Raw genomic sequence first — 16501 nt, forward strand, 5'->3', positions numbered from 1 at the left:
CGCCCATAGCGGCGGCCGGGCGTGGTTTTTCGACGCCTTGACCGGCGGCAGGACAGTTGCGGTTGCCGCATGAGTGCCGGCCCCGGACGATAGGAGCGAAGCCGCGATGGCGCTGAAGCGATTGCTGTTCGTCTTTGCCGCACTGGTGCTCGCCGCCATTGCGGCCTGGCTGTTTTTCGTCGTGGTCACGACGAACGGCATCACGGATCTGCATTTCGTGCAGATCGGGCTTCTCTTCGTCTGCTGCATCTGGCTATCCTGGGGGTTCAACACTGCCCTGGTCGGCATCTTCAGCCGCGATCGCCTGCCCCATCCTGAGAGGCGTCCCGCCGTCGCGACCTCCCGCACGGCCGTGCTGATGCCGGTCTACAACGAGGATGTCAGGGCGGTCTTCGCCCGGGTCGCCGCGATGTACGAGGAGCTCCGGCGCTCGCCGGACTTCGAGCGCTTCGACTTCTACATCCTGTCGGATTCCACCAAGGCGGAGAACGTCGCCGAGGAGCGCCGCGTCCACGACATGCTGGTCGCCGACCTTGCCGCCGCCGGCCGCCTCTACTACCGCAACCGCGAGCAGAATGTCGGTCGCAAGGCCGGCAACATCGCCGATTTCGTCACCAATCACGGCGGCGCCTACGACTACATGCTGATCCTCGACGCCGACAGCCTGATGCGGGCCGACACGATCGTCGAGATGGTCGGCCGCATGGACGAGGATCCCGAACTGGCGCTGTTGCAGAGCCAGCCGCTGATCATCGGCCGCAGGACCCCCTTCGGCCGGGCGCTGCAGTTTTCCGCCGCGCTGTTCTCGCCGATCTTCTCCCGCGGCATCGCCGCCCTGCAGGGCCATGAGGGGCCGTTCTGGGGCCACAATGCGATCATTCGCGTCCGGGCTTTCGCGGCGAGCTGCGGCCTGCCGACCCTGTCGGGCAAGCCGCCTTTCGGCGGCCACATCCTCAGCCACGACTATGTCGAGGCAGCGCTCCTCGCCCGCGCCGCCTACAAGGTGCGGGTCGATCCGGATCTCGAGGGCTCCTTCGAGGAAGCCCCTTCCAACATCATCGAATATGCCAAGCGCGACCGCCGCTGGTGCCAGGGCAATCTGCAGCATGCGCGGCTCCTGCCGGCGCCGGGGCTGAAGTCCTGGAGCCGCATCTCGCTGATCGCCGGCATCATGGCCTATCTCGCCTCGCCGATCTGGCTGATGTTCCTGATCGTCAGCCTGCTCGACCCGGTGCTGGCGCCCGAGCCGAACTACTTCCCCGCCAATTCGCTGTTTCCGGTGTTCCCGCAGGCCGAGACCAACAAGGCGCTGCTCCTCCTCTTCGGCATCTTCGTCCTCCTGCTTCTGCCGAAGACGCTGATCGCCTTCGGTTCCGCTTTCACCGAGCGGCGGAAATCCTTCGGCGGGACCGGCCTCGTCCTCGCCGGCGCCTTCGTCGAATTGATCCTGACCAGCATCCTCGCGCCGATCATGATGATGTTCCAGTCCAAGGCGGTCTACGAGATCCTCGTCGGTGCCGATGCCGGCTGGCCCTCGACCGACCGCGACGACGATCACATGCCGGTTTCGGTCGCCTTCCGCGCCTCCTGGTGGATGGTGCTGAGCGGCGCCGCCGTGCTCTATGCCTCCTACGCCTACGCTCCCGATCTGGTGCTCTGGACGCTGCCCATCGCCCTGCCTCTCGTGGCAGCGCCGCTGATGATCAGCCTGACCGGCAATCCCGTGCTCGGCGACGGCCTCAGGCGCCTCGGTCTCTTCACCACGCCTTTCGAGGCGCACCCGGAATCGGTGATCCGGGCGAGTTCGCACTGGCGGAGCCGGCTGGCAACGCTGGACGCCGCGGCCCGCCCCCGGAAAGCCGCCATGGAGCGCACCGAAGGGTTGCCAGATCCGGCCTGAGTCCTACGACAAATAGATGAACATCGCTGTTTCGCACCCTGCCCGACCGGGCCGTGACCATCGCGTCGATTTCTGGCGGGGCATCGCTTTGGTGATGATCTTCATCAACCATGTGCCCGGCAATCTCTACGAGAACTTCACCTCGCGCAATTTCGGCTTTTCCGACGCTGCCGAGCTGTTCGTCTTCCTCGCCGGCTTCGCCTCGGCCTATGCCTATGGAAGGCTGTTCCTCGCCGGGCACCAGCTGGTGGCGACGCTGAAAGCCTGGCGGCGCGCCGGCGTGCTCGTCCTCGTCCAGTTCATGCTGACGGTGCTGGCGCTCGGCATCTTCGCCTGGGGCGCCCTGGCGCTCGGCCAAGGCGAGCTCCTGTCGCGGATCGGCCTGTCGCAGCTCGTCGCCGCGCCGATCGAGACGATGGTCGGCTTTGCCACTCTCTCCCATCAGCTCGGCTATGTGAACATCCTGCCGATGTATGCGGTGCTGCTCCTGATGCTGCCGGCGCTGCTGGTGCTGGCACGGATCGGCCTCAACCTGATGCTGGCGGTCTCGGCGACGGTCTGGCTGCTCGCCTATGTCTTCGAGATCGACCTGCCGAACTATCCGCTGCCCGGCGGCTGGTTCTTCAATCCGATTGCCTGGCAGCTGATCTTCGCCCTCGGCCTCTATTGCGGCTTCCAGCGGATCGAGCGGGGCTATTCGGTGCCGTTCAAGCCGTGGCTGATGGCGCTCGCTGCCGGCTACTGCCTGATCGCCTTCATCACCGTGCGGTTCAGCCTCTGGTCCTGGTGGGGCGCCCTGCCCTTCCCTGTCCTGGTGAGCGGCTTCGACAAGACCTATGTCAGCCTGCCGCGGCTGCTGCATGTCGTCGCCATCATCTACATATTCGCCAATGCGGCGCGGACCTCACCCTTCTCGACGGTGACACGCGACAATCCCTTCGCCATGCTGGGCCGTCACTCGCTGCCGATCTTCGCCACCGGCACGACGCTGGCGCTCATCTGCCAGGTCATCAAGTTCGACGCCGAGCCGCATTTCCTCACCGACACGCTGCTGATCGCCGGCGGTATCGGCGTGCAGTTCGCCATGGCGCGCTTCCTCGACTGGTGGGCCGTCGCCCAGAAGGTCGCGCTCGGCCCCGTCGCCGGCCGCGCCGTCGACCCGACGCGGGCAAGCGTGCCGCTCGGCGCGAGGCCGGCTTCCCATGCGGTCCGCCCGAGCGTCGCGCGAAGCGGCGACAACCCTGCGGCGACAAGGCTCGAACCGGCTTCCTGACCGGAGCGGCGCGAGCCCTTGCCCGCAGATCTCTGATTCGTCAGGCGGCTTCCTCCACCCGCGATCTTCGACTTCGACGCAATCCCGACTTGCGAAGGGGCCTCGACCGTCTTGTGCTCTGAGGAAATCGGACTAGAGTCGCGCCGCTTTGTCCTGTCTCAGGGAGGGGAAAAATAGATGGCAAATCAAGCCAGAAATGCATCGCAAGGGGGGTGGTTCGCGCGTGAGCGGACCGTGGCCAAGCCCGGCTTCAACCGCTGGATGGTGCCGCCCGCGGCGCTCTGCGTGCATCTGTGCATCGGCGAGGTCTACGCCTTTTCGGTCTTCAATAAGCCGATCGCGACGCTGCTCGCGTCGGATCCCGCCCAGGTCGATCAGCTGATCGCCGATGTCGGCTGGATCTTCTCGATCGCCATCCTCTTCCTCGGCCTCGCGGCAGCCTTCGGCGGCGCCTGGGTCGAGAAGGTCGGCCCGCGCATGACCATGGCGACGGCCGCGGCGCTGTTCGGCGGAGGCTTCATCGTTTCGGCGCTGGGTGTCGCCTGGGGCCAGCTCTGGCTGGTCTATTTCGGCTATGGCGTCCTCGGCGGCTGCGGCCTCGGCCTCGGCTACATCTCGCCGGTGAAGACGCTGATGAGCTGGTTCCCCGACCGGCCAGGCATGGCGACCGGCATGGCCATCATGGGCTTCGGCGGCGGCGCCTTCATCGCCTCGCCGCTCTCGGTCCGCCTGATGAGCCTGTTCGGAACTCCTGCTGCCGGCGACACGCCTGCCGTGCCGGGCGTTGCCGGTGCCTTCGTCGTCCTCGGCATCGTCTATTTCATCTACATGATGGTCGGCGCCCTGATCGTCCGCGTCCCGGCCAAGGGCTGGCTGCCGGCCGGCTACGTGCCGCCGAAGCAGTCGAAAGGCCTGATCACCACCGCCAACGTCCATGTCGACGAGGCGCTGAAGACCCGCCAGTTCTGGCTGCTCTGGGGCGTCCTGTTCCTCAACGTGACCGCCGGCATCGGCGTTCTCGGCCAGGCCTCGCTGATGAGCCAGGAGATGTTCCCCGGGCTGATCACCGCCGCGGCCGCCTCCGGCTTCGTCGGCCTGTTGTCGCTGTTCAACATGGGCGGACGGTTCTTCTGGGCGACGACCTCGGACTATATCGGCCGGAAGAACACCTACATGATCTTCTTCCTGCTCGGCATCATCCTCTACGCCCTCGTCCCGACCACCGGGCAGATGGGTTCGATCGTCCTCTTCGTGCTGTTCTACGGCATCATCCTGTCGATGTATGGCGGCGGCTTCGCCACCATCCCGGCCTATCTGAAGGACGTCTTCGGCAACCAGTATGTCGGCGCCATCCACGGCCGGCTGCTGACGGCCTGGTCGGCGGCGGGCATCGTCGGTCCGGTCCTGGTCAACTACATCCGCCAGTACCAGATCAATTCGGGCGTGCCGAAGGCCGATGCCTATACGGTGACGATGTACATCATGGCCGGTCTGCTGGCGATCGGCTTCGTCCTCAACTTCATGATGTCGCCGGTGGACGAGCGCCATCACATGGAAGCTGAACCCGAGCCCAGCCGGGCCTGAGGGGGAGATCGATCATCATGGATAACAACACCACCACGACCAGCACCGGCAAGCTCGCCCTCGCCTGGGCCTTCGTCGGGATCCCCCTTGCCTGGGGGATCATCATGACGCTCCTGAACGCGCTGGCCCTGTTCCAGTAGCGGCTCGGATGCCTTCCCCGGCGCATAGCGCCGGCAGGGGGCGCCGACAGGCACAGTTTCATCAAACACGCGGGACGCGTCCGACGAGGCCGCGTCCCGTTTTCGTTCATTCGGGCCTGAACAGCGGCAGCCAGAGCGTCAGCAGCGCGCCGCCCTTCGGCGCCGTGCCGATCTCGATCCTGCCGCCATGGGCCTCGGCGAGGCTGCGGGCGATGGCAAGGCCGAGGCCCGCCCCGCCGGTGCGCCGGTTGCGCGACGTCTCCATGCGGGCGAAAGGCTCCAGCATCAGAGCGCGCTGCTCCGGCGGAATGCCTTTCCCCTCGTCGGCGACCGAGAGAGCCAGCCATTCATCGTCGATCGCCACCATGGCATGGGCGGCGTGGCCGTATTTCAGTGCATTGTCGATGAGATTGGCGACCACCCGTCGCAGTGCCAGCCGATCGCCGAGGACGAGCGCGTCGCGTGCCGAAGCCCCGACCCTAAGGTCGGCCCGGCCGCCCTCGATCCGGCGCGCCTCGACCTCCTTTTCGACGATCTCGGCGAATTCGACCATTTCCTGGCCGAGCACCCCCGCCCCGGCGCGGCTGGCCACCAGCGCGTCGTCGAGCAGGCGGATCATGTCGCTGATGTCGGCGATGGCGCGCTCGCGCTCCACTTCGCTGGGGATCGCGTCCACCCGCAGCCGCAACCGCGTCGCGAAGGTCCTGACATCGTGGGAGATGCCGCCGATCAGCGCAAGGCGCGCCGTGAGCATCGCCGAGAGCCGCGACTGCAGCCTGTCGAAGGCCAGGATCACCGCTCGGATCTCCGGGGCACTGCGCCGGGCATCCGGCAGCACCACCGGCTCGCCGCCGAAATCGACGCTGTCGACGGCGGCCGCAAGCCGCCTCAGCGGCCGGGTCTGGCGGTACATGACGATGAGCGCCACGAGCGCGATCAGCGAGCCGAACGTGCCCGCCGCCAGCCCCGTCGGCACACCGTAGCGGTTGACGAGGATCGGCTCCCTCGTCTCGATCGACAGCGTGTCGCCGGAGGAAAGGCCGATGCGGAAGAACAGGTGCCCGCGCGCCAGCGTCCGCTCGAACAGCGGCGAGGCTCCGATCGTCGTCACCGGCTCCCACAACAGGCTGAGCGACCGGCCGTCGAGCGCGCCGGCATAGTGCGCCAGCGCTTTCGCCTCGACGGGCTGCCAGTCGATCCCCTCCGGGGCGCCCGACGATCCCTGCGGCACGACCTTCACCAGAAAGTCCGGCGTCGTCAGGACCGAGACCAGGCGGTCGCGCCCTTCGCCGCTCTCTTCCTCGAGCATCTCAGCGATCGCGGCGATCCGCGCCGGCTGCGGCAGCCTGTCTTCGGGGTTGGTGGCATTGGACTGGTAGTAGATGAGGGTGATGACCGTCCAGATCGCGACGACGGCCACCAGGACCGTCGCGATGAAGCGTCTCGCCAGCGTGACCTTCGGAAGATCGAACAATCAGAGGACCTGCTTCACGGGCACCGTCATCAGATAGCCGCCATTGCGCACGGTGCTGATGAGATTGACGTCGGGAATGACGGCGGACAGCTTGCGGCGTAGCCGCGAGACCAGCATGTCGATCGTCCGGTCGAAGGGATCGAAGTTGCGGCCGCGGGTGAAGTCCATGATCTGGTCGCGGGTCAACACCCGTCGCGGATGCTGGGCGAAGCAGGCGAGGAGGTCGAACTCGGCGGTCGTCAGTTGGATCGGCTCGCCGCTCTCGGCGATTTCGAGCCCGCGCGCGTCGAGATCGAGCACGAAGCCTTCGAAGGAGAGCCGCCGGTTGGCCCGCGGCGCGACACTCGCCTGGCCGCGGCGCAGCACCGCGCGGACCCGGGCAAGCAGTTCGCGCGCCCCGAAGGGTTTCACCAGATAGTCGTCGGCGCCCATTTCGAGGCCGACCACCCGGTCGACCTCGTCGCTCTTCGCCGTCAGCATGATGATCGGAATGGTATCGGCAAGCCTCAGGCGCCGGCAGATCGACAGGCCGTCCTCGCCCGGCAGCATCAGGTCGAGAATGACGAGGTCCGGCCGCAGCCGCGTCAAAAGCGCGTCCATCTCCACGCCGTTCTCGGCGAGATGCATCTCGAAGCCTTCGCGGGTCATGAATTCGGAGACGAGCCGGCTGATCTCCGGGTCGTCCTCGACCATCAAAAGGCGTGTCGCGATCTGGTTCATGGCGGCGAGATTGGTCGAAGCGAAGCGTTCCGGCAAGCCGATTCAGCGGCTTGTGACACGTTGATACAAGCCGCTGACGGAGACCGACAAAGCGATTGGCGCCGGTGAAATTCGGGCGACATCGCTGCGCCAATCTTCAGGACGTCGCCGGCCGGTCGTCCTTCAAAAGGGATGCCGCCCGCATCCGCCGGCCAAAGCCTGCGACACGCTGCCGGGGCCGGGAGCACTCCCCCCGCATTGCCGCTCCCGGCCCCGCCCTGCCTTTCCAAAACCGTTCGGAAGAAAGCATCCCATGCTCTCACCCGCCTCGTTCGACACGCATCTGCGTGTCATGATCCTGTTCGTCGCGACGGGATTCATCGTGCTCGAATACGGCCTGTCGCGGCTGGCCCATCACGACGGTCACGACCTGAAGGAATCGGCCGCCTCCTTTGCCGTCTGGATCGGCCACGGCGCGCTTCGGGCCCTCGAGGCCGGCCTCCTCGCCGTGCCCTTTGCTCTCGCCTATCAATACCGCCTGTTCGATTTCGATACCTTCAGCCCGCTCGGGCTCGGCGCGCTCTTCCTCCTCACCGAATTCGCCTACTACTGGTATCACCGGGCCTCGCACCGGATCCGCTGGCTCTGGGCGACCCATGCCGTCCACCATTCCTCGACCCGGATGAACCTGACGGCAGCGGTGCGGCTCGGCTGGACGGGCACGATCTCCGGCCACTTCCTGTTCTTCCTGCCGCTCGCCTTTCTCGGCTTTCACCCGATCGCCATCGTCGGCATGCTGACGATCAACCTCGCCTATCAGTTCTTCACCCACACCGAGCTGTCGCCGCGGCTCGGCCCGCTCGAATGGGTGCTGAACACCCCGGCCCACCACCGTGTCCACCATGCCTCCAACACTGCCTGTCTCGACAGGAACTATGGCGGCGTCCTCATCGTCTTCGACCGGCTGTTCGGCACCTTTGCCGAGGCGCCGAAGGACGAGCCGCTGCGATACGGCCTCGTCGGCGTGAAGCCGAGCCTCAACCCCTTGAAGATCGCCTTCGGCGAATGGGCACGGATGGGCCGCGACCTCGGCAATGCCGGCTCCTGGCGCGAGCGCGTCCGCGCCGTCCTGGCCCCGCCCGGACCGCCGATCCGGCCGAAAACCGTCGCGGAAAAGCCCCGCACGGCCCCCACCCCCTTCATCATCCAAGGAGAATGACGATGAACGAGACCACCACCCCGCGCCCCCTGCGCACGGCGACCATCGCCCTCGTCGGCGCGCTCGCCTGCGGGCTCGTCCCCGGCGTCGCCCTTGCCCAGACGGCGATGACGCGAGCCGAGGTGAAGGCGCTGCTGAAACCCTGCGTGCCGGACTACCAGAACTACTGCAGCGACGTGCCGCGCGGCGGCGGGCGGATCTTCGCCTGCCTCGTCGACCACGAGAAGCAGCTTTCGCCGGCCTGCGCGGCCAACCTGCCGAAGATGCAGGCCGCCGCGGCGCAGGCCCGCAAGACCACGCAGTAACCGGCAGACCACCGGCCTGGAGTGCAGCATCGGGCTTTGCAGACGATCGATCACGGCTAAGGGCCGATGCTTTAGAAGGCCAACGCCTCTTCGAGCCAAGAAAAAGGGCGGCCCCGCCGGGGTCGCCCTTGTCGCATCTTCGTTTCGGCTGATACGCGTCAGCGCTTCGACGCCTGCGCCTCCGGTCGGATCAGCGAACGGTGTCACGGATCTTTTGGTTGCGGATCGTCCGGCCGTAGTCCGACCCCGGCACCCGGGTTGCGGACGCCCCGCCGACGGAGACCGCACTGCCGCGATAGTCCTCGTTGCGGACCGCAGCGCGCGACGCCTCGTTCGCCCGGGTGCGGCCGTAGTCGGAGCCCGGCACGCGGGTCCTCGCGGTGTAGCCATAGGCGGCGGAATTGCCGCCCGCCTCGCCATAGACGCCGCCCGCCGCGACGGCAGCGCGGGACTGTTCGTTCGCCCTTGTCTGGAAGAAATCCGAGCCTGGAACCGTCTGTGCGGACGCCGCGGCGCTGAAGCCGACGGCAGCGGCGAAGATCGAGGTGGCGATAATATTCGGACGCATTTTTGTACTCCTTGCAAATGCTTGGGCAGCAAGCCCCGCCGCCTTGCAGCGTTTCCAGCTCCATGCCCGTCATCCACCCATCTATGCATCATGTGCTGATCCGAAACGGCGGGATCATGAACGGTCCGTTGGAGCGGAAACGGCTCACGAATGCTTGTCATCCCCTTGTCGTGCTCTGCCGATCGTGGCGCTCGGACGCCCCGAAATCACGCTTTGCATCTGCATTTTACGTGATCGATCGACAGGCGAGACGACGGTGACGTGCTTCGACGATCGCGGACGGGCGGCATGACGGATGTCGGCCTCGGCGTTTGTCGCAAGGTCCCATGCAAAAAGGGGCGGCCATGCGACCGCCCCTTGCTCTGATCATCGGCAATACTTCGGCTCCGGAGCGCCGTCTCGATCCCTACTTCATCGTCGGGATGGAGAACTCCGCGCCGTCCTTGATGCCGGAGGGCCAGCGCGAGGTCACCGTCTTCGTCCGCGTATAGAAGCGGAAGGCGTCCGGGCCGTGCTGGTTGAGGTCGCCGAAGCCCGAGGCCTTCCAGCCGCCGAAGGTGTAATAGGCGAGCGGCACCGGGATCGGCACGTTGATGCCGACCATGCCGATATTGATACGGCTGGCAAAGTCGCGCGCCGCATCGCCGTCCCGCGTGAAGATCGCGACGCCGTTGCCGTATTCGTGGCTCATCGGCAGGTCGAGCGCGTCCTCGTAGTCCCTGGCCCGCGCGACCGAGAGGACCGGACCGAAGATCTCGGTCTTGTAGATGTCCATGTCCTTGGTGACGTTGTCGAACAGGCAGGCGCCGACGAAGAAGCCGTCCTCATAGCCCTGCATCTTGAAGTTCCGCCCGTCGACGACGAGCTTCGCCCCCTCTTCGACGCCGCGGTCGACGAGGCCGAGCACGCGTTTCTGCGCCTCGCGGGTCACCAGCGGGCCGAAATCGACGTCGTCGCCAGCGGTCCACGGCCCGATCTTCAGCGCCTCGACCTTGGGGATCAGCTTCTCGACCAGCCGGTCCGCCGTCTCCTCGCCGACCGGAACCGCCACCGACACCGCCATGCAGCGCTCGCCCGCCGCGCCGTAGCCGGCGCCGATCAGCGCGTCGACCGCCTTGTCCATGTCGGCGTCGGGCATGACAATCATGTGGTTCTTGGCGCCGCCGAAGCACTGGACGCGCTTGCCGTTCGAGCAGCCGCGGCCATAGATGTACTGGGCGATCGGCGTCGAGCCGACGAAGCCAACGGCCTGAATGTCCGGGTCGTCGAGGATCGCGTCCACCGCGCCCTTGTCGCCGTTGACGACGTTGAGGATGCCGGCCGGCGCGCCGGCCTCGAGCATCAGTTCGGCGAGCATCATCGGCACCGAGGGGTCGCGCTCCGACGGCTTCAGGATGAAGGCGTTGCCGGCGGCGATCGCCGGGCAGAACTTCCACATCGGGATCATCGCCGGAAAGTTGAACGGCGTGATGCCTGCCACCACGCCCAGGGGCTGGCGGATCGAATAGATGTCGATGCCCGGCCCCGCCCCTTCGGAGAACTCGCCCTTCATCATCTGCGGCGCGGCGATGCAGAACTCCGCCACTTCGAGGCCGCGCTGCACGTCGCCCTTGGCGTCGGGAAACGTCTTGCCGTGCTCCTTCGACAGGGCCTCGGCGAGCTTGTCCATGTCGCGGTTGAGAAGCTCGACGAACTTCATCATCACCCGCGCCCGGCGCTGCGGGTTGGTCGCTGCCCATTCGGGCTGCGCTGCCTTCGCGTTCTCGACGGCGGCGCGCAGCTCGTCTGGCGACGCCAACGCCACCGTCCCCTGCACCTCGCCCGTCGCCGGATTGAAGATCTCGGCGGAGCGGCCGCTCTTGCCGGCGACCCTCTTGCCGCCGATGAAATGACCGATCTCGTACATGGAAGAGCCTCCCTTCAGTGTCGCCCGGCGGCCCGGCGGCCGGGTCAAACTATGCCGGCGGCCAACGCAAGACCCCGGCCATTGTCGACTGACTGTATTTTTGCGCACAATGCCGCCGCCACAAAGCCCGTGGAACGCTCATCCGTTGTGCGGATTTTGTAGCCCTTGCCGGTTATGACAGGTCTTACGCCGATGAATTGGGACGACGTGCGCATCTTTCTATCCGTCGCGAGAGCTGGACAGATCCTTTCCGCCGCGCGGCGGCTGGAGCTGAACCACGCGACCGTCGGCCGGCGGCTCACCGCGCTGGAGGAGGCGATCGGCGCAAGGCTGTTCGACCGCTCGCCGGGCGGCTGCGCCCTCACCGAAGCCGGCCGGACCTTCCGCTCTCATGCCGAGGCGATGGAGGCGGCGATGATTTCCGGCCGCGCGGAGATCGGCGGCAGCGATGTCGAACTCTCCGGCACGGTCCGCGTCGGCGCGCCGGACGGTTTCGGCACGGCGTTCCTCGCCCCCCGCCTGTGGCGCCTCACCGAGCAGCACGCCGATCTGACGGTGCAGCTGGTGCCGGTGCCCCGGAGCTTCTCCTTGTCGCGGCGCGAGGCCGACATCGCCATCACCGTCGAGCGCCCGGCGTCCGGCCGGCTGGTGGCGGCGAAACTCTGCGACTACCGGCTCGGCTTCTACGCCAGCCCCGCCTATCTCGCCGCCGCCGGCACGCCGCAAACCCTCGACGATCTCACCGCGCACCGGCTGGTCGGCGCGGTCGAAGATCTCCTCTACTCCCCGCAACTCGCCTATCACGCCGATCTTCTCGCCGCCTGGCCGTCGCGTTTTGAAGTCTCCAGTGCGCTCGGCCAGACCGAAGCCGTCGCCGCCGGCGCCGGCATCGGCATCCTCCACCGCTTCATTGCCGAAGGCCGCCACGACCTCACCACCATCCTACCCGCCCACGCCATCACCCGCAGCTACTGGCTCGTCTACCACGAGAGCGCCCGCGACCTCCGCCGGGTGACTGCGGTGGCGGACTTCATCCGCGCGGCGGTGACGGAAGGGCGGGGGGTGTTCGGTTGACGGGGATGGGTGGGGAAGGGTCGCGCCGAAAGAGCGGTTGAGGCATCGATCGTCATGTTGCGAATGGGCCGGAAGGAGACCGGCTGCTTTCGGTCTGCTGAAGCACTCACCCGTCATTCGCGAGGATTCCCACGACGGAAAACATCAATCTCGTTGCCGGGCGGGCTCGTTCTCACGTTCACCTCAACCGCCATTTCCGCAAAGGCATCAGTGCTGCCAATAAAACTTCCTGAAATTGGCATGATCTGCCCGATGTCGCGGGCAACGGCCACCGGAATGAGATTGAACCCGCCGACGCTACGGTTGGTCGGGTCGAACATGATCCATCCAGCGCCAGGCAGATAGATCTCGACCCAGGCGTGGGTTGACCCCGTCACATCCGATCCGATCGAGTCCCCGTCGGCATTGAACAGATAGCCCGAGACGATCCGGGCACCGAAGCCGAGACATCGCGCCGCCTCGGCGAAAAGCACGGCGAAGTCCCGGCATGATCCCCAACCGCGATCGATGGTTTCAAGCGGCCCCTGCGTGCCCTCCTCTTCGCGGCTCTGATAGGAGACTTGACCGGAGACACCTGCGCTAAGATCTTTCAGAAGCGAGAGCGTGTCGGTGGGCTTCCCCAGAATGAAGCCACGCGCCCAGCGATCCAGGCGGCCCGCCGGATCGAGGTACTGGGCTTGCACGAGAGCGCCTAGATCGGTCCACTCGTCGTCGCCATAGCGAAACGGATACGAGATCGCCGACGCGCTGATGGGAAAGACGGGCCAGGGGTCGGCGCTGAGATCCAATACCACCCGGCTTTCGATCGTCAGACTGCGTGACATGCCGGCGAAACTTGCCGTCGCGGTCATGTTGCCAAAGACATCCTGCGCCCAGGAAATCTCGGCGTTGGGCGATATGACGAGTTCGATCCCTACCAGCCGTAGGTCACGACTCTCACGCGGACGCAGCATGAGGCGATGGCTGGCGAGGCCGACAGGCTCGTGGTAGCGATAGGTCGTGAGGTGCCGAATTTCCAGGCGGGGCAAGGGTGAACTCTCTCTGGGGCGCGACGAACATATCGAAGCTGGGGTGGCTTCTTGTCAGATCGTACAAGTGAATTTTTTTTATCGCGAATTCGAATACGATGGGATGACCGAAATAAATCTCAGACCACCTTGTATTTCTCTCAATTAAAGCGGATATACGGAACGTCGATAGACGGTCAGACAGCTTGACGTCCCACTGCCTGCGCAGTGTTTTGTTCAAAATCTTTCCCAATAAATCGATCTACAACGGCCTGTGACGATCACGGGGCGGTCTGCACTTAATCTTAGGAAGGGTATCCCATGACGACGGGAACCGTAAAATTTTTCGACATGCAAAAGGGCTTCGGCTTCATCGCCCCAGATGATGGCGGAACCGACGCCTTCGTCCATATCAGCGCCGTAGAGCGCTCAGGCCTGAGCGGCCTTCGCGACGGCCAGAAGCTCTCCTACGAGCTCGTCTCCGACCGCAAGAGCGGCAAGATGGCCGCTGAAAATCTCTCGACCGTCGACTGATTTCCTCCCTGCGATCGATCATCGCAGGGAAACGTGTTGAGCGGGTCAGGTCGACCACGGATGTACTGGCGACCTCGCCCCTCGACGCGAATCCGCTCCCTAGCGCGTCGTGCGTCCGATAGGACGCACAAAGGACGCGCTATCTCTACGGTTCCACGAATCGTGCTCTTTAGAAAATCGATCCGATTTTCGGGCCGATACCGCAACCTACCAGTGAGGCAATGCGGAGCCTCGAACCGCCAGAAGTCTGGCCGCGGCGATACCGACGTATCCCGTGGCCATTGCCGTGTCAGGATTGCGCTGTCGTGACGGATCGCTATTCCGAGAGGCTTTTTACCTTTCAAAAGCCGTTCACTTTGGGATCCGTCGGGAAATCCTTTCCGGCCGGGACTTATCGCGTCCTGATGGACTGCGAGGAGATTGCCGGACTGTCCTTCTCGGCGTATCGCCGATCGTTCACGATACAGTTCCCCACAATCTCAAAACCGTCGAACAAGGTCCAGATGTTTTCCGTCGGGGCCGAAGAACTGGTGGCCGCGCTAACGGCCGACGGGCAGGAAGCCACGGGCCTGTTGTGATGGACCTTCCAGGCATTCCAGCGTCGATCGAACGCGAAGAGCCTGGACTACGACACTGAGAGAAGCCATACCGCTGCAAAATGCAGCCCGGCCGCACACAGAACATGCGCGTGCCAGATGACGTTTTGGAACGGCAAGCTTTCCCAAAGATAGAACGGCACGCCGAGGGAATAGATCGCCCCGCCGACCAGGAGCAGGCCAAGGGTCGCCGATGACAAGGTGACGAAAAGGCTGCCGAACACCACGATCCCGCTCCAACCCAGACCGAGATAAAGCAGAATGGCGAGGCGGTCGAGGCGTCCCGGCGCAATCAGCTTCACGATGATGCCGAGTACCGCGACGATCCAGACGACCGTCAGCAGGCCGAAGTTCTGCAATCGCAGGAGGAATGGGGTGTAGGTGCCGGCAATCAGGAGATAGATGGCGGAGTGGTCGAAGCGACGCAGCCGCAGCTTCATGTATCCTGTCTCCGGCCACAAATTGTACGCGGCCGAGGCGCCGATCGAGCTAACGAGAGCAGTGAGATAGACCAAGACCGCCGTAAACGCTGCCACGGAGATGTCGCCGGCGAGAACCATCACCAGCGCGACCGAACCAACAAGCGCCAAAGCGCCCCCGAGTGCGTGGACGACGCCGTCTGCCCAGAACTCGGCCACACTGTAAGATCGACCACAACCGTTTGAGTTATGCCGGTCCGTCGTCTTCTTCATCCCGTCGACAAGAGGGCAGATCCGCTCTGACGCCTCAAAGAGCAATTCGGGCAGGCTGGCGTGGGCGGTTTGATGATGGTCGGCTTCGACTTCACTGCGATAACCCTCGATCATCCGCTAACGTCCCGATCAAGTGAAGCAATGCCTGATGTTCGGGGCCGGCCGACCCTTGTTTGAGAAAATCGCCGATGGCAACGCGCGTCGCCGCCCCGCCCGATGGCAAATTGGCTTGGTGGAGGACGTATCCATTCCTCGTCGCCTCGTCGCAGCACAGGAACCACCGGTCGCCATTCGAACTCGACGCAAATTCTCGCATGGTATCTGGCATATATAATCCTTTCCGTGCGGTCACATAAAGCAGGAGCGCCCGTCAAGGATTTGCGCCGCGTCAACTGCTAAGGCTCCGAAAGGCCCTCCTGCCGCAAACGCCTGCTTGGCATTTTCAAGTCAGTTCAGTCACCAGCTTTAGGCGCTGGATATTGGCCTGGACGATCGTCCGGTAGTTGTCGACGATGCTCTCGAACGTACTGCCCGCCATCGCAGACCCGAGCGCTTTGTCGAAGGCCTCGATCTTCTCCCGGACCATCAATGTCGCCTCGTCGACGGCCATCGGACCACCGACGCCGAGACGAAACAGACGAAGTTGGGCGGCCTGCTGCGACTCCAGACTTAGGAGCATGACGTTCAGCGTAGAGGCGAACAGGGCGTTCATGTCGGCGATCCGCTCTTCTGGCGCTGCGCGGCGAGATCGGCCATCGCACGCCAGGTCACCTCTGCCTCCCTGTGCTTCTTCTGGACATTTTGGAGTACCGCATCGGCCGCAGCCATGCGGGCCTCATGCGCCCGATCGAGATAGAACTGGACGAGTAAAGGCTTCATGACATTCTCCCAGCCGGCAAGATCGGCATGCGGATCGCATCCGCTTTATCCTCGGCCTCCATGCGAATCCTGCGTCGCTGCTGCTCTGCCGTCGGGGTGCTGCGTATCGCAAGGCTTTGCTGCGCCGGGAACGACCCGGGGACTAACCAGAGATGGGCAGATCGAGTGGGGGCGAAACGGGAAAGGGACATACGTAACCTCGATCGACAGAGTGGACGGAAAGGCGGCGGGCCAAAGCTTGACTTACAAGCGTCACGCTCAGCCAGCGGTGTTCGGCATCGCCGGCGCGCCCCTTCGGCAGCTCAAGGCGATACCGGGTTATTGTCGCGAGCTAGATCTCGTTGGGAATGGTCGCGAGAACGAAGAACGCGTTGGATGGCCATTGCTCTCGGGCGCCAACCGATTGCGGAGGCGCCTACGAGTAATAGTTTCGCCGCTCTTTGCCAGGCGCAATCCGAACATGGACTGAAAGCCGCATAGCTGAAGGATCACCGGCATGGAAGGCAGTTCCACCCCGACCTGAACACTTCAACGCCTTGATAATGAACGTAGTCCTATTCCAAAAAATAGCAAACTCGACCGATGGACATTCTATCGCGTCTTTTTATAAACGCCTCGTCATATCGAAGAAACCGTCAGTTTTTGCTCGTT

At 64.7% G+C, this 16501-nt stretch carries 17 protein-coding genes; 9 read left to right on the plus strand and 8 right to left on the minus strand.

Annotated elements, in window-relative coordinates; genetic code table 11:
* The first annotated feature begins 73 nt into the window (after positions 1–73).
* The 4 genes from mdoH (at position 74) to E3C22_RS24895 (ending at position 4897) form a co-directional block, all read left to right on the plus strand.
* Entirely contained in the window at positions 74–1900 is a 1827-nt protein-coding gene (mdoH, locus tag E3C22_RS13685) for a glucans biosynthesis glucosyltransferase MdoH (RefSeq protein WP_280987761.1), read from the plus strand.
* Positions 1901–1916: 16 nt separating this feature from the next.
* Complete coding sequence (locus E3C22_RS13690; protein ID WP_134762620.1) at positions 1917–3173, plus strand: OpgC family protein; 1257 nt, start codon at positions 1917–1919, stop codon at positions 3171–3173.
* 177 nt (positions 3174–3350) lie between these two features.
* Complete coding sequence (locus E3C22_RS13695) at positions 3351–4757, plus strand: L-lactate MFS transporter (protein WP_134762621.1); 1407 nt, start codon at positions 3351–3353, stop codon at positions 4755–4757.
* Between the two features lie 17 nt (positions 4758–4774).
* The gene (locus E3C22_RS24895; protein WP_280987764.1) at positions 4775–4897 is read left to right on the plus strand and encodes an MFS transporter small subunit; all 123 of its coding nucleotides are present in this window, start codon (positions 4775–4777) and stop codon (positions 4895–4897) included.
* 106 nt (positions 4898–5003) lie between these two features.
* Here E3C22_RS24895 and E3C22_RS13700 read toward each other — a convergent pair whose 3' ends face one another.
* Both E3C22_RS13700 and E3C22_RS13705 read right to left on the minus strand, forming a co-directional pair.
* Positions 5004–6371, minus strand: a complete 1368-nt coding sequence (locus E3C22_RS13700; RefSeq protein ID WP_245514989.1) for a sensor histidine kinase — start codon at positions 6369–6371, stop codon at positions 5004–5006.
* Positions 6372–7091: a response regulator gene (locus E3C22_RS13705; protein ID WP_134763003.1), complete on the minus strand. Its 720-nt coding sequence runs from the start codon at positions 7089–7091 to the stop codon at positions 6372–6374.
* Between the two features lie 292 nt (positions 7092–7383).
* Here E3C22_RS13705 and E3C22_RS13710 point away from each other — a divergent pair, with 292 nt between their 5' ends.
* Together E3C22_RS13710 and E3C22_RS13715 are read left to right on the plus strand one after the other, a co-directional pair.
* Entirely contained in the window at positions 7384–8289 is a 906-nt protein-coding gene (locus tag E3C22_RS13710; RefSeq protein WP_134762622.1) for a sterol desaturase family protein, read from the plus strand.
* 2 nt (positions 8290–8291) lie between these two features.
* The gene (locus E3C22_RS13715) at positions 8292–8594 is read left to right on the plus strand and encodes a cysteine rich repeat-containing protein (RefSeq protein WP_167591770.1); all 303 of its coding nucleotides are present in this window, start codon (positions 8292–8294) and stop codon (positions 8592–8594) included.
* 190 nt (positions 8595–8784) lie between these two features.
* On the opposite strand, the gene E3C22_RS13720 is transcribed toward E3C22_RS13715, so the two are convergent.
* Positions 8785–9162, minus strand: coding sequence for a hypothetical protein (locus tag E3C22_RS13720; RefSeq protein WP_134762624.1), 378 nt, complete (start codon positions 9160–9162; stop codon positions 8785–8787).
* Between the two features lie 406 nt (positions 9163–9568).
* Entirely contained in the window at positions 9569–11068 is a 1500-nt protein-coding gene (locus tag E3C22_RS13725) for a CoA-acylating methylmalonate-semialdehyde dehydrogenase (RefSeq protein WP_134762625.1), read from the minus strand.
* Positions 11069–11260: 192 nt separating this feature from the next.
* Between E3C22_RS13725 and E3C22_RS13730 the strand changes: the two genes are divergently transcribed.
* Entirely contained in the window at positions 11261–12142 is an 882-nt protein-coding gene (locus E3C22_RS13730; protein ID WP_134762626.1) for a LysR family transcriptional regulator, read from the plus strand.
* Between the two features lie 113 nt (positions 12143–12255).
* Here the strand turns inward: E3C22_RS13730 and E3C22_RS13735 are convergent, their stop codons facing one another.
* Positions 12256–13170, minus strand: coding sequence for a transglutaminase family protein (locus tag E3C22_RS13735; protein WP_134762627.1), 915 nt, complete (start codon positions 13168–13170; stop codon positions 12256–12258).
* Positions 13171–13470: 300 nt separating this feature from the next.
* On the opposite strand from E3C22_RS13735, the gene E3C22_RS13740 reads away from it, so the two are divergent.
* Entirely contained in the window at positions 13471–13683 is a 213-nt protein-coding gene (locus tag E3C22_RS13740) for a cold-shock protein (RefSeq protein ID WP_134762628.1), read from the plus strand.
* Between the two features lie 305 nt (positions 13684–13988).
* A complete protein-coding gene (locus E3C22_RS13745; RefSeq protein ID WP_134762629.1) occupies positions 13989–14261 on the plus strand; it encodes a hypothetical protein in 273 nt (90 codons plus the stop codon).
* 47 nt (positions 14262–14308) lie between these two features.
* Here E3C22_RS13745 and trhA read toward each other — a convergent pair whose 3' ends face one another.
* The 3 genes from trhA to E3C22_RS24495 form a co-directional block, all read right to left on the minus strand.
* On the minus strand, positions 14309–14971 hold the full coding sequence (gene trhA / locus E3C22_RS13750) for a PAQR family membrane homeostasis protein TrhA (protein WP_134763004.1): 663 nt from the start codon (positions 14969–14971) through the stop codon (positions 14309–14311).
* Between the two features lie 442 nt (positions 14972–15413).
* Positions 15414–15683, minus strand: coding sequence for a hypothetical protein (locus tag E3C22_RS13760; protein WP_134762631.1), 270 nt, complete (start codon positions 15681–15683; stop codon positions 15414–15416).
* On the minus strand, positions 15680–15850 hold the full coding sequence (locus tag E3C22_RS24495) for a hypothetical protein (RefSeq protein WP_167591771.1): 171 nt from the start codon (positions 15848–15850) through the stop codon (positions 15680–15682). The genes E3C22_RS13760 and E3C22_RS24495 overlap by 4 nt, the downstream gene beginning before the upstream one ends.
* Positions 15851–16501 lie beyond the last annotated feature (651 nt).

Origin of the sequence: Jiella endophytica (assembly GCF_004519335.1) — a bacterium.
Lineage (GTDB): Bacteria > Pseudomonadota > Alphaproteobacteria > Rhizobiales > Rhizobiaceae > Jiella > Jiella endophytica.